General features: G+C 33.8%; 14 protein-coding genes. 12 read left to right on the forward strand and 2 right to left on the reverse strand.

From position 1 onward, the window contains the following. The first annotated feature begins 262 nt into the window (after nt 1–262). From ACZIYX_RS12560 to ACZIYX_RS12615, 12 genes are all read left to right on the forward strand, one after another. The gene (locus ACZIYX_RS12560; protein WP_462682595.1) at nt 263–673 is read left to right on the forward strand and encodes a DUF3052 domain-containing protein; all 411 of its coding nucleotides are present in this window, start codon (nt 263–265) and stop codon (nt 671–673) included. A 251-nt stretch (nt 674–924) separates the two neighbouring features. Continuing rightward, complete coding sequence (locus ACZIYX_RS12565) at nt 925–2,019, forward strand: DUF695 domain-containing protein (protein ID WP_462682596.1); 1,095 nt, start codon at nt 925–927, stop codon at nt 2,017–2,019. Nucleotides 2,020–2,026: 7 nt separating this feature from the next. Beyond that, entirely contained in the window at nt 2,027–2,665 is a 639-nt protein-coding gene (locus ACZIYX_RS12570; protein WP_462682597.1) for an ACT domain-containing protein, read from the forward strand. A gap of 9 nt (nt 2,666–2,674) precedes the next feature. Next, nucleotides 2,675–3,241 (forward strand): Crp/Fnr family transcriptional regulator, encoded by a 567-nt coding sequence (locus ACZIYX_RS12575; protein WP_462682598.1) that lies wholly within the window; start codon nt 2,675–2,677, stop codon nt 3,239–3,241. 65 nt (nt 3,242–3,306) lie between these two features. Next, nucleotides 3,307–4,104, forward strand: coding sequence for a type 1 glutamine amidotransferase domain-containing protein (locus tag ACZIYX_RS12580; protein ID WP_462682599.1), 798 nt, complete (start codon nt 3,307–3,309; stop codon nt 4,102–4,104). Between the two features lie 297 nt (nt 4,105–4,401). Beyond that, entirely contained in the window at nt 4,402–5,280 is an 879-nt protein-coding gene (locus ACZIYX_RS12585; protein WP_462682600.1) for a hypothetical protein, read from the forward strand. A 106-nt stretch (nt 5,281–5,386) separates the two neighbouring features. Beyond that, a complete protein-coding gene (locus ACZIYX_RS12590) occupies nt 5,387–6,394 on the forward strand; it encodes an SAM-dependent methyltransferase (protein ID WP_462682601.1) in 1,008 nt (335 codons plus the stop codon). 90 nt (nt 6,395–6,484) lie between these two features. Beyond that, nucleotides 6,485–6,973, forward strand: coding sequence for a hypothetical protein (locus ACZIYX_RS12595; protein ID WP_462682602.1), 489 nt, complete (start codon nt 6,485–6,487; stop codon nt 6,971–6,973). A gap of 109 nt (nt 6,974–7,082) precedes the next feature. Beyond that, nucleotides 7,083–7,643: a TIR domain-containing protein gene (locus tag ACZIYX_RS12600; RefSeq protein ID WP_462682603.1), complete on the forward strand. Its 561-nt coding sequence runs from the start codon at nt 7,083–7,085 to the stop codon at nt 7,641–7,643. 451 nt (nt 7,644–8,094) lie between these two features. Then, on the forward strand, nt 8,095–8,478 hold the full coding sequence (locus ACZIYX_RS12605; protein WP_462682604.1) for a hypothetical protein: 384 nt from the start codon (nt 8,095–8,097) through the stop codon (nt 8,476–8,478). Nucleotides 8,479–8,528: 50 nt separating this feature from the next. Beyond that, nucleotides 8,529–9,113, forward strand: coding sequence for a penicillin-binding protein activator LpoB (locus ACZIYX_RS12610; protein WP_462682605.1), 585 nt, complete (start codon nt 8,529–8,531; stop codon nt 9,111–9,113). 70 nt (nt 9,114–9,183) lie between these two features. After that, nucleotides 9,184–10,599, forward strand: coding sequence for a COG3014 family protein (locus ACZIYX_RS12615; RefSeq protein ID WP_462682606.1), 1,416 nt, complete (start codon nt 9,184–9,186; stop codon nt 10,597–10,599). Nucleotides 10,600–10,788: 189 nt separating this feature from the next. Here the strand turns inward: ACZIYX_RS12615 and hemL are convergent, their stop codons facing one another. Then, entirely contained in the window at nt 10,789–12,075 is a 1,287-nt protein-coding gene (gene hemL, locus ACZIYX_RS12620) for a glutamate-1-semialdehyde 2,1-aminomutase (protein ID WP_462682607.1), read from the reverse strand. Between the two features lies 1 nt (nt 12,076). Beyond that, a complete protein-coding gene (locus ACZIYX_RS12625; protein WP_462682608.1) occupies nt 12,077–12,982 on the reverse strand; it encodes a glucosaminidase domain-containing protein in 906 nt (301 codons plus the stop codon). Nucleotides 12,983–12,984: the final 2 nt, after the last annotated feature.

Genomic DNA, 12,984 nt, shown 5'->3' on the forward strand with positions numbered 1-12,984 from the left:
ACAAAGTAAATCATTATTGAAATTTAAACCCTATACAAACATAGGATGACAAATTTCCGGGATGACAAAATAACCAAAACACAATGCTTTCTGCTTGTTATCCTACATTTGATCTGGAATCCATTATGGAAGTAGAGGGGTATTTTGCTTTTACAGATATTTAATCCTCAAAAAGATACAGGGCAACTTAATGACATTGATAATCTGGGTTAAATGAAACTGCTTTACTATTGGTAAAACTTAATTTATAAATCAAAAAAATATGTCTGTTGGATACTCAGGAACACCGCTCGAAAAAAAATTAGGATTAAAAGAAGGGTTTACGATACGGCTTATCAATCCCCCCGATCATTATTTTGATCTTTTTAAAAGTTTTCCTCAAAAAATAGAAAACACCAATGATAAAAATCTGCTCAAAGATTTTATACATTTTTTTACCAAAGATGCTGCCGAACTAAACAAGGAAATCCTTAATCTAAAAAACGAAATACACCAAAATGGGATGATATGGATAAGCTGGCCTAAAAAAGCATCAAAAGTAGCTACAGATATCACAGAGGATGTGGTGCGAAAAATTGCTCTCGAAAACGGCTTGGTAGATATTAAAGTATGTGCGGTAGACATCATCTGGTCGGGTTTAAAACTGGTAATACCTGTAAAAGACAGAAAATAAAAACTTTGTTATTTAACCAGGATATACTTCTCATTTGGTAAGACGACCTTCTAAAAAACACTAGAAAAATAAGTACTTTAGCAATCTGTTTTGCTGGCAAATCAAGTTCTGCTTTAAAACAATACCAACTTAGGCTGCATAAAAGCAAACTTACAAGGTAAAGTCAAAAACAAATATTATTTTAGTAAAACATAACAAATAAACTAATACCAATTTCACTGTAAAACTGGTATATATAACGATAAAGACTAATGGCAAGTTTTTTAAAATCCTTATTTACAAAAAAACATACCCCAATTAATTCGTACTCTGATTTCTGGAATTGGTTTCAGAAAAACGAGAGTGCTTTTTTTAAAGTTATCAAAGAACGTGGAGATATTCCGAAACATTTTTTTGATGTAATGGCACCTAAGCTAGATGAACTAAAAGATGGTTTTTGGTTTCTTGCAGGAATGTATGACGACCATACTGCAGAGCTTATTATTACTGCAGACGGAGTTATAAAAAATATTGTTTTTGTGGAAGAACTGGTTGCTGCTGCCCCAAAAATAGATAGATGGAGATTTACCGCATTAAAACCCCCATCAGATTTCAATAACACTATCGAAATGGATGGATATCAGTTTAATGCACAAAAGATGCAGTTTTACTCTAATGATTATAAAGAATTTCCAGACGAAATCGACATCACTATAGTGCATGAAGATTTTAATAACGACAATAAAGATGCCATTACAAACGGTGTTTATATTTTTTTGGATAACTCCCTAGGAGAATTAAAATCTGCAGTTACCATCGATAATTTAAAAGTTATTGCTACTGCAAATGCCGAAAAAGAATTAATTCCGCTACAGAAATTAAAAGATTTTTTAATCTGGAGAGAAAAAGAATTTGTCGAAAAATACGAAGGTATTCGATACAACACCGAAAACGATAATTACTCTGGGCTAGAAGCAACTTTAAACAACGGGCTTCCATTATTTGCTGTTATCAATATGGATTTATTAAACTGGGACGCAAAAGCATCCCACCCATGGATAGTAGTTCTGGAAATAAAATATGATGGCACAGAAAATAACGGCCTACCCGATAAAAAAACCTATTCTCTTCTCAACGAAATAGAAGACGATATGATGAACAAACTTAAAGACTTTGATGGCTACTTAAATGTTGGCAGACAATCGGCAGATAACCTAAGAGAAGTTTATTTTGCTTGTATGGATTTTAGAAAACCTTCAAAAATAATAAACGATATTCAATCCAAATACGCAAATCAAATAGAGATTCAAGCAGATATCTATAAAGATAAATACTGGCAATCTTTTAATCGATTTTTGCCTAAATAGACAAACCATGAATACTATCGACTGGATTGGTTTTACAGGAGTTTTTATAATCCTATTGGCTTATTTTCTTAACGTAACCGAAAAAATAACAAATAAAGATCTATCCTATATACTTCTTAATTTTATTGGAGCAACACTAGCTTGTCTTGCATCTGTTTTACTAAAATATATTCCTTTTATACTATTAGAAGGCGCTTGGGCTATAGTATCATTACTATCTCTTATAAACTATAAAAAAAAAACAATGACCGGTGAAACCAATTTATCTAAATTAATTAAAGGCATGACCCCCAAGTTACACTCTGGTAACTATATATTTGCAACCATAACCGATTTAGATAATATAGATAGAAAAGACACTATTTGTGAGTTTAAAGAAGAAGAAGGCACAACAGTCGTAATAGAGCAAAGCAAAGCAGATCAATTAGATATCCCTTACCAATATATAGCCTCCTGGATTACTTTAAAAATTCATTCTTCGTTAGAAGCTGTAGGACTAACTGCAATATTTGCTACAGAACTAGCCAGACACAACATAAGTTGCAATGTTATAGCAGGATATTATCACGATCATATCTTTATAGACAAACAAGATGCCGATAAGGCAATTCTGGCTTTAACAGAACTATCCAAAAACTACCAGTAAAACTAAAAAATGATACTCGAAATTTTTAAAGGGATCACACTTACAAAACAAGAAACAGATCGTATCGAGGGTACGTTTAAAAAAGTGCACTTTAAAAAAGGAGATATTATATTGCATACTAATGAAACCGTTACGCATCAATACTATGTATATAGCGGGTGTTTACGAACCTATTTTATAGATCCGCAAGGAAAAGAGCACACTATACAATTTGCTATTAAAGATTGGTGGATCAGTGACTACATTGGATATTTTTCTGAAACAAAATCAGTATTAACCATAGCCTGTATTGAAGATGCTACCTTACTTAAAATCGCAAAAAAAGATGTCGAAGAAACCTATGACCAAATTCCAAAAATAGAACGTTTTTTCAGAAAAAAAATGGAACGCTCTTTTGTGAGTTTTCAAAAAAGAATCCTTGCCAACCTATCCCAATCTGCCAAAGAACGGTATATTAACTTTACCAAAGCCTATCCAAATATAGAACAACAAGTAAAAAACTACCATATTGCCTCGTATCTTGGTATCACTACAGAAAGCCTAAGCAGAATACGCAAAGAAATTGCAAAAAAATAGTTTCTTATCCTACATCAATTTTTTAGAGAAATCTATCGGTTACTTTTGATAAGAAAATACAGACCATGAAAAAAATACTTAGCGTATTAGTACTATCTATAGTATTTGCCTCTTGCAACAAATATAAAGAGGATACAAAAACAGCAGAAAAAGAACATCTTAAAATTGAAAAACCAAAAGACATGAAAAAAGTAGTATTTGTATTAACCAGTCATGAAGACTTAGGTAACACCGGAGAAAAAACAGGATTTTGGATCGAGGAATTTGCAGCACCATATTATACCCTAAAAGATAAAGGAGTAGAGATCACGTTGGCTTCTCCAAAAGGGGGACAACCCCCAATAGATCCTAAAAGTGCATCTGATGATTTTGCTACCCCGGCTACCAAAAGATTTGATACTGATAAAGAAACCCAAGCTATCTTAGCAAATACTGTAAAACTAGAAGATATACAACAAGCAGATTATGATGCTATTTTTTATCCGGGAGGGCACGGCCCATTATGGGATTTGGCAGAAGACAAAAACTCTATCGCTTTGATTGAATCTTTTTATACAAACAATAAACCAGTAGCAGCAGTATGTCACGCACCTGCCGTATTTAAAAACACAAAAGGAGCAGACGGAAAACCATTAGTGAATGGCAAAAAAGTTACAGGTTTTACGAATAGTGAAGAAGAAGCAGTACAGCTTACATCGATAGTTCCTTTTTTGGTAGAAGATATGTTAAAAAATAACGGAGGAATCTATTCTAAAGGTCAGGACTGGGCACCATACGCACTAGAAGATGGATTGTTAATTACTGGTCAAAACCCAGCCTCGTCAGAATTAGTCGCAGAGATGTTATTAAAAAAATTAAACTAGTACCATTTCTGAAATCAACAACCTCAGGGCAAGTTCCCTAAATATGCTTCTGAAAATATGTTTTATTTTTAAAGCAAGGCTTGTGGAATTAAACCCTCGATGAGGGAAATGCTAATCAAAAAACGTAGAGCTCGCTTTAGGGAGTCCCTCTTTAATGCAGGATTAAATACCTGATTATTTACGCAACCTCATTCTATAAAAGTAATTTATAGAATGAGGTTTTTTTTATTTCTATGTTAAAAATAATCCCTAATTTTAAAAAAGATAGCATTCTCTTTTAACCTCTTATTTTAAATCATGGATATTAAAAAAAAACACGGTCACGGAAATTTTATTTCAGAATCTGTTCGGGTAGTTGATTATGACACTACCAATAACAATATACTGGTTCGTGGCAGCTCTGCTTTTGGAGCTTCTGGCTTCACTATCTCAGACCTAACAACAGCTATTAAAGCAGACCCTAACTTTACGGGCACAGAGATACAACTTGCAAAAAATCCTCTTGTAGTAGATTTTTGTTTAATTGGTTTTGCTCCCGGTCATAAAGATGATCGTATAGTAACCTCCGAGATGACTTGGTTTACCGATACCCCTCCTACCCTTAATGGAGAATCTGGCCCTTATCCAACATACATTCCTTCTGCCATAACCACTAATCCCGGGGTAATGGTGTACTGGCCAATACAAGCTATAGGTGGCACACCGCCAACCACTGCTAATGGCACATGGCCTGTATCCCCAGCCAATTCTATTGGATCTGGCAGTACCCAATTTAACTATTCTGGATTAGTACCTGCAATTCGAAACGCACTTACCAATACCATAAAGAGCCTACCAGCAACCTTTCCTGCCACCATTAGTTCTATTACAAATGCAATCATTTATATACATTGTGATTCTGGAGTAAACAGAACCGGAGCGGCAGTAGCAGGATATCTAATGTGCTATGGATCGAATGTATCGCAACTTTCTTTAGCACCTAATCCACAAGGATCGCCCCCTTATACATTAGCTCAGGCACAAGCTGCAGCAAACTCTGCGCCTCCTGGTAACGATACAAACCCGCCTGGTGGATGTGATATATATGTTACACAAGCGTATTGCAATTATCTTGCTACAGGAAATTTAGATTCCCCTTTGGTTGCTAATTGTGTTCCTAACCCAATACCTGTATAAGAACACAAAAACGTCTGTTAATAATATTAGTTAATACGTATTACTACTAAAAAAATAATAGATAGTACCCCCGGCCTTTATCCCCGTAGAATATCTAAATAAAAACATGGAAAGACTTAAAAAAATTGCTGCAGTACTACGCAAAGAGCAAACCGATTATTTAGAACTATCTGAAACCATACAGGATTACACCTCTTTAGTTTTTGAAATATCTAATATACATCTGGAAGATGATTTGAATAAAAATGACATTCATTTCGAAAACGGAAAAGCTTTAGGAACTACTTGGGCAGCACTATGCATAAAGGATCTTGTTCGCACAAAAACCTTTATCAAAGGGCTTTTTAATGCTATAGAACATGTAAAAAAAACTAAAAAAAGCCCTGTGCATATTTTTTATGCAGGCACTGGTCCTTTTGCGACTTTAGTACTACCAGTATTAGCTACGTATAGTAAAGAAGAAGTGCAATGCACCCTGCTAGAAATAAACGAAGTAAGTTTTAATAGCGTAAATCATGTAATCGATACATTAGGGTTTTCAGAGTATATTAAAGCAAGTCTAAATGAGGATGCTACTACATATTGTATAGATCCAAAAGAAGATATAGACATTGTAATAAGTGAAACCATGCAACGAGCACTAGAAAAGGAACAGCAAGTCCCTATAATAATAAATATTATGAATCAAATTAAAGAAGAAGCTATTTTGATTCCTGAAGATATCACATTAGATCTTTGCCTTTTAAACATAATAAAGTTATCTGAAAAACAAGAAAACACTAATGAAGAGGACTATTGTATACGTCTGGGAGATTTCTTTACTTTAAACAGAAAAAAAATAGTCGATTACAACCAAACATCAACACTACATAATGGAAAACTTAGTTTTCCTGAAAAGCAAATATCCATACCATTAGAGCACCTAAAAGACTTTAATCAACTTGCAGTTCTTACAGAAATACAAGTATTTGGAAAAGATAAAATCAGTATCCAACAAAGTGGATTAACCACCCCTTTGATCTTAGAAGATTTTTCTGTTCCCACTCAAAAAAACAAGGTTACGATAAAATATAAGGTAGATGATAATCCTGGGATCGAATATCAATTAAATTAATAAAAAATGAAGAAACTAAGCTTTATACTGTCGCATTTCCTAAAGAAGGTATAGTAAACGGAACGTATAAATACTAAAAAATACAAATGTATGCGAGTAAACAAATACTTGTCCACATGTTTTTTACTACTCATCCCAATCTTTATATGGAATCTTGTTTTTATAGATTATCTTCCAATAGGATACAGCAAAAATATATTCTGGGAAGATATTCCTATGCTAATAAAGTATAGTGAAAACATATCCAGAGTTATTGTACTGGCATTACCCACAATAATGGTGCTTTCTTTAAAAACAAAACTGCAAAAAATTGGATTTATAATCTACTGCATTGGTTTGGTATTGTATTTTCTTTCGTGGATAGTAATGATAGTATGTCCCAATTGTAATTGGTCTCAGAGTCTTATAGGTTTTATGGCTCCCGCATATACTACTATTATTTGGTTTGTTGGAATCGGGCTGATAGGTAATCAATCTTTTTTTAAAATTAAATATCTACCGGCACTATACATCTTCCTCTCGGTGTTTTTTGTAATTATACACTCGTTACATGCGTATATTGTTTTTCATAAATTATAGTTCTAAAAAAAGGATTATCACACAACTTCCTTAAAGATAACATTAAAAACCACAACAAAACATAGTATCTACACGTTATCTATACCCATAAAATGCTATTATAAAACTCATGGATATATTACCTAAATATGGGTTGTTACAATATAGAAATGCTGCCAGAATATACAAAAAACCGGTTACAGAAAGTTTGCAGCTTTTTAAAGAAGAATCCAAATTTTTAAAAGTATCTATTTTTGTTTCTTATAAACAAGAGGAGCTCGAAGAGCTGGATAGTGCCATTAATTTTTTAAAAGGATTTGGCGTGCTTATCTACACAGATTATATCTTTAATATGCCAAAAGATGAAGCAAACAACACTTTGTCCCCTACAGAACATTTACGGCAAGAAACAGAAAATAAAATCAAAGGCAATAAAAAGTTTGTTTTTCTTGCTACAGAAAATGCTATACAATCCAAACAATGTAAATGGGAAATACGATATGCCAGCACACAAAAACCTTTAGATCAAATTGCTATTCTTCCTGTACGAGAAGATTATACGGACTATGGTGGGGCAGAATATTTACAAAAATATCCTTACATTCAAAAAAATGCAATCACACCAGACACTTACGATATTAAATTCCCCAATGGAGATGTTATGGAGCTAGGTGCATGGTTAGCATCTTAGCATTTATTTAATTGATGAGTTTAGTATCTTTTTTTGGTAAGGAAAAAATTCTTAAGCCGCTTCGATCGCTATCGGATTATACTTTCTAATGTCTACAGTTATTATTTTTATTAATTCTTCGTCAGTCCGTTGAGACATAACTTTCAGAAATTCGTTTTCCATCCCATTTTTGTATTAATGCTAACCATTTAATATAACCTATAGTATATATATTTTTTAAATATACTATCTTATCTTTACAAAAAGATGCAACCATTTGTTTTTTATATTGTCTATATAATTAACAACCTTAGAGCAGGCTTATAAGGTATGTTTTGGAAAATATATTCATTTTCGAAGCAAGCTATGGAGAGAGAATTAAACTCCACAATGTGGATTAAAAAATAATATTAATCGCCTAATTTTTGGCGTGATAATTGAGGTACAAATAAAGAATTAATTTATACGCATTATGAAAAATATATTTCTAATATTCGTTTTTACCATTACAGGGTTTACAGGTTATGCGCAAGATACAGCAGAACTTGCAGAGGATCAAAACCCAAATTATAAAGCGGCTATGAGCAGGTTTTTATCTAATAGCCAGGAATATACTCTGCAACAAGGGACAACTGCGCAAGAAACCTATAAAGCGATTGATCCATTAGAAGAAAAAAGAGAATTACGCTCTATACGAAGACAATACCGATCACAAAGAGCATACTGGAGACATCAACGAAGATTACAACGTATCCAAAATACCACATATTACGATTATGGATCATATTACGGGAACCGGTCTTTTGGATATGACTGGTTAACATTAGGGATTTTAGGAGCATGTATCCTTTGGTAATACCACACATAAAACACACTAATTAAAATATATCAAAATAAAATTACAAAATGAGAAAATCAATCGCAGCTATAGCAGTAGTACTGGTAGTGTCTTTAACCACTTCTTGCGCAAGAAAAATAACCCGTGTAGCTCCAGATACACAAATTGATATTAGCGGTCGCTGGAATGATACCGATTCACGCTTTGCAGCAGAAGAACTTACTCAAGAAGTACTTACCGGGAACTGGATTACAGATCATCTTCAGGAAAAAGGAAAAAAACCTGTAGTTATAGTTGGTTTAATACGAAACAAATCACACGAGCATATCGAGAGTGAAACCTTTATTAAAGATATAGAAAAAGCTTTTATCCAACGACAAAAGGTTAGAGTTGTACAAGGCGGTAAAATGCGCGAAGAATTAAGAGCAGAACGTGCTGATCAACAAGACAACGCATCTATGTCTACCGTTAAAAAATTTGGCTTAGAAACAGGAGCAGATTATATGCTGCAAGGAAATATTAATTCTATAGTAGATGCGCACAAAAGAGATAAAGTAGTATACTACCAAATTGACCTGGAACTAACTAATATCCAGACTAACGAAAAAGTATGGATTGGGGATAAAAAAATAAAGAAGTTTGTTAAAAACTAATTCTTAAACCAACACTTTCAAACAAAAAACTGAGCTTTCTTAAAGAAAGCTTTTTTGATAATTGACCAGGATGCCAATAAAAATTATCTTTCGTACCATACTATTTTGTTGCCTTTTAGCACTATTAAGTAACTGTGGTAGCTATCATACTAAGAGTACGCTTTTTCAAGCAAAAGTACAAGAAGGTGATATGCAGGGTGCTTTGGAAGTGATCGAAAAAAATAAATTTTTAGGAAAACCAAGAAACCAGCTTCTATACTTACTAGAAAAAGGAAAATTGGCATATTTAGCTAATGATTATACGCTAAGTAATTCCCTTTTTAATGAAGCCGATCTATTTATAGAATCCAATAAAAAAGCGGTAGGAAACCAGATTCTGGGTGTTCTTTTAAATCCGCAAAAAGAAACATATCAGGGAGAAGATTTTGAAAAAGTAGCAATACACTACTACAAAGCACTTAACTATATGTTTTTAAATAAATATGATGAAGCTATTGTAGAAGCCAAACGTATTTCATTACAATTACAAAAAATAAACGAAAACTACCCTCCCGAAAAAAAGAACAGGTACAACGATGATGCATTTGCGCATATTTTGCAAGGCTTATTATATGAAGCCTCGGGAGATATAAACAATGCATTTATTGCATATCGAAATGCGGTAGATCTATATTTAAAAAACCAAGGTACATATATTGGAGTTACCATACCCAATCAACTATGCCAGGATATGTTACATACCGCAAATGTAATGGGGTTTACAGATGAAGTTGAACGATATGAAAAGTTATTAAACACTACATATATACCAAAAAAGATTACAGAAGGTGGAGAAGCTATACTTTTTTGGGAAAACGGACTGGCTCCTTATAAAGACCAAACATATTATACTTTTACCATCCTGCCAGGTAACGAAATTGGATTTTTAACTATTATTAATGAAGATCTTTCTTTAAACTTACCATTACCTATACCTACCGGAGGAAATGATAAGTCTGATTTTTCGGATCTGGATATTTTTAATGTTGCATTTCCCAAATATGTTAGCAGACCGTCTCTTTATAATGCTGCCGAAGTGCAAACAGATAGTATATCCTACCCTTTTCAGTTAACACAAGATTACGAAGAAATTGCTTTCAAGACTTTAAAAGACCGAACCTTTCGTGAAATAGGAAAAGTAGCTTTACGATTGGGAACAAAAAAGGTTTCTGAATATATTCTTAAAAATCAAAATAGTGACCTTGGTGCCTTACTAGGCGTATTTAATGCTTTAACTGAAGGTGCTGATACTCGTAACTGGCAAAGTTTGCCCAACAAAATATTCTACTCTCGCGTACCTTTAAAAACAGGAGAAAACAAATTAAATATTTCTTTAAAATCAAATCAACAGGTTTCAAATACTATAGAAATCAATATCCAAGGAACCGGTGGTATTCAATTTGAAAAAATAACAACACCAGAGATATCAACCCCTGATCCTTTTTAAAGATTATAACATCAATTTTTACTTGAATACCTTATATAAGGTTTTCAAAACCAGAACGTCTAATTTAAGCAGTAAATACCCACCCCAAAGCAAACTTACGGGGTATGCTTGTGGAAATATATTTTGTTTTTGAGACAAGTCTTGGAGCTTTAATCCTTCTATGAGGGATTAAAGCTCCACAATGTAATATTAAAGTGTTTTAGCTACTTTTTTTACGGCAGCAATAGTTGCGTCCAAATCTGCATAGGTAAGGGCTTCGGTTATGAACCATGTTTCAAAAGCACTTGGGGCTATATAGATACCATTATCTAACATACCATGAAAAAACTTTTTAAACGTTTCATTATTTCCTTTTGCCGCAGAATCAAAATCTACTACTGCATCTTTATCAAAATGTACAGAAATCATAGATCCTGTTCTATTAATGGTATGTATGACATTTTCTTCTTCTAAAACACTGGCAATCCCTTTATGCAGATATTCAGTCTTATCTGCCAGGCTTTTAAATATTGCAGGATTTTCATTTAACTCGGTAAGCATTGCTAATCCTGCTGCCATTGCCAATGGATTACCACTTAATGTTCCTGCCTGATAAACGGGACCCAATGGTGCAAGATAATCCATAATTTTGGATCGGGCAGCAAATGCTCCTACTGGTAAACCACCACCTATTACCTTGCCAAAAGTAACAATATCGGCATTTACCCCCATAAACTCCTGTGCTCCTCCTTTTGCCAATCTAAAACCAGTCATTACCTCATCAAAAATCAATAAGATTTCATTAGCATCGCACAAATTTCTTAATCCTTCCAAAAATCCTTTTACCGGTGGGATACATCCCATGTTTCCTGCTACAGGCTCTATTATAATACAAGCTATTTCTCCTTTGTTAGACTGTATAATACTTTCTACGTTTTGCAGATCATTATATTTTGCTAACAGGGTATCTTGTGCTGTTCCTTTAGTTACTCCGGGGCTATTAGGGCTTCCAAAAGTAACAGCGCCACTCCCTGCCTGTATTAAAAAAGAATCGCTGTGCCCATGATAACATCCTGCAAATTTGATAATTTTATCTTTACCAGTATATCCTCGTGCAAGTCTAATAGCACTCATACATGCCTCTGTACCCGAATTTACAAATCTTATTTTATCTATATTAGGAACCATTGCCACAGCAAGCTCTGCAATCTGTGTTTCAATCTCGGTAGGCATCCCAAAACTGGTTCCTTTTTTTGCTTTATCAATAATGGCATCTACTACTGGCTGGTGTGCATGACCTAATATCATAGGCCCCCAGGAGTTGATATAATCTATTAACCGATTACCATCTTCATCATACAAATATGCTCCTTTTGCTTCTTTAACAAATACAGGGTCTCCTCCTACCGCTTTAAATGCCCGTACTGGTGAGTTAACCCCACCCGGGATCACTTTCTGCGCTGCTGCAAATAATGCGCTGCTTCTTTTATAGATCATGTTAATTAAAATCTTCTTCTTGATCGGCAGTTGTTACTTTAAGTACCTGACCGATTGTTATATGATTATCTACTAATTTATTGTATGCTTTAAGGTCTTGTACAGAGATCTTATATTTTCTGGAAATTGAATATAATGTATCTCCTTTTTGAACAGTATGGTTGTTGTTATTTGGTATGGTTGTTACTATAGCAACTACTTTATCTACATTAGTATTCTTGTCTATATTCACTTCTTCCTTTTCCCGAACTCTAGCCCCCAAAACTTCATCATCATATTTATCTAGCTGATATCGTTCTATAATAGAAATAAGTTTTTGAGGATATTTTTCATCTGTAGCATATCCTGCTTCGCGTAAACCTCTTGCCCACGATTTGTAATCTTTTTTATTAAATGTAAATAGTCTGGAATATCTTTTTCTGTCTCTTAAAAACAGAGAGTGATCTCTAAAAGATTCACTTGCTTCATCGTATTTTCTAAAGCACTCTTGAGAACGATCATCATCATGGTACACTCTGTCTCCTTCCCATTCATGGCATTTTATTCCAAAATGGTTTTTTGCTTTTTGTGTAAGCTCTCCATATCCTGCTCCGGATTCCAAAATTCCTTGAGCCAGGGTAATACTTGCCGGTATACCATAAGTTTTCATTTCGCTTTTGGCTATTTCAGAAAATTCATAAACATACTGTTGTACCTTATCGTTATAGGACAACACCGGTAAAGGTTTTTTTTCTGATTCTTCAATAGTATTATCGGTAATTATTACCTTTTCAACACTACGTTCTGTAGTACTGATAATGGTTCTTTTGGGTCTGGGTTTTATTGTTCCCGAAGATGTTACTTTTTTACTTCCTCCGCAAGAAATCATAAACGCTGTAACAAATAACAGTAAAATAAATTTCCTCATTT

It is taken from the genome of Aquimarina sp. (assembly GCF_977115655.1).

Coding starts and splice junctions, on each gene's coding strand:
- ACZIYX_RS12600 (WP_462682603.1), top strand. CDS start 7,083: ATGGATATATTACCTAAATATGGGTTGTTACAATATAGAAATGCTGCC.
- ACZIYX_RS12560 (WP_462682595.1), top strand. CDS start 263: ATGTCTGTTGGATACTCAGGAACACCGCTCGAAAAAAAATTAGGATTA.
- ACZIYX_RS12605 (WP_462682604.1), top strand. CDS start 8,095: ATGAAAAATATATTTCTAATATTCGTTTTTACCATTACAGGGTTTACA.
- ACZIYX_RS12590 (WP_462682601.1), top strand. CDS start 5,387: ATGGAAAGACTTAAAAAAATTGCTGCAGTACTACGCAAAGAGCAAACC.
- ACZIYX_RS12575 (WP_462682598.1), top strand. CDS start 2,675: ATGATACTCGAAATTTTTAAAGGGATCACACTTACAAAACAAGAAACA.
- ACZIYX_RS12615 (WP_462682606.1), top strand. CDS start 9,184: ATGCCAATAAAAATTATCTTTCGTACCATACTATTTTGTTGCCTTTTA.
- ACZIYX_RS12595 (WP_462682602.1), top strand. CDS start 6,485: ATGCGAGTAAACAAATACTTGTCCACATGTTTTTTACTACTCATCCCA.
- ACZIYX_RS12610 (WP_462682605.1), top strand. CDS start 8,529: ATGAGAAAATCAATCGCAGCTATAGCAGTAGTACTGGTAGTGTCTTTA.
- ACZIYX_RS12585 (WP_462682600.1), top strand. CDS start 4,402: ATGGATATTAAAAAAAAACACGGTCACGGAAATTTTATTTCAGAATCT.
- ACZIYX_RS12570 (WP_462682597.1), top strand. CDS start 2,027: ATGAATACTATCGACTGGATTGGTTTTACAGGAGTTTTTATAATCCTA.
- ACZIYX_RS12625 (WP_462682608.1), bottom strand. CDS start 12,982: ATGAGGAAATTTATTTTACTGTTATTTGTTACAGCGTTTATGATTTCT.
- hemL (WP_462682607.1), bottom strand. CDS start 12,075: ATGATCTATAAAAGAAGCAGCGCATTATTTGCAGCAGCGCAGAAAGTG.
- ACZIYX_RS12565 (WP_462682596.1), top strand. CDS start 925: ATGGCAAGTTTTTTAAAATCCTTATTTACAAAAAAACATACCCCAATT.
- ACZIYX_RS12580 (WP_462682599.1), top strand. CDS start 3,307: ATGAAAAAAATACTTAGCGTATTAGTACTATCTATAGTATTTGCCTCT.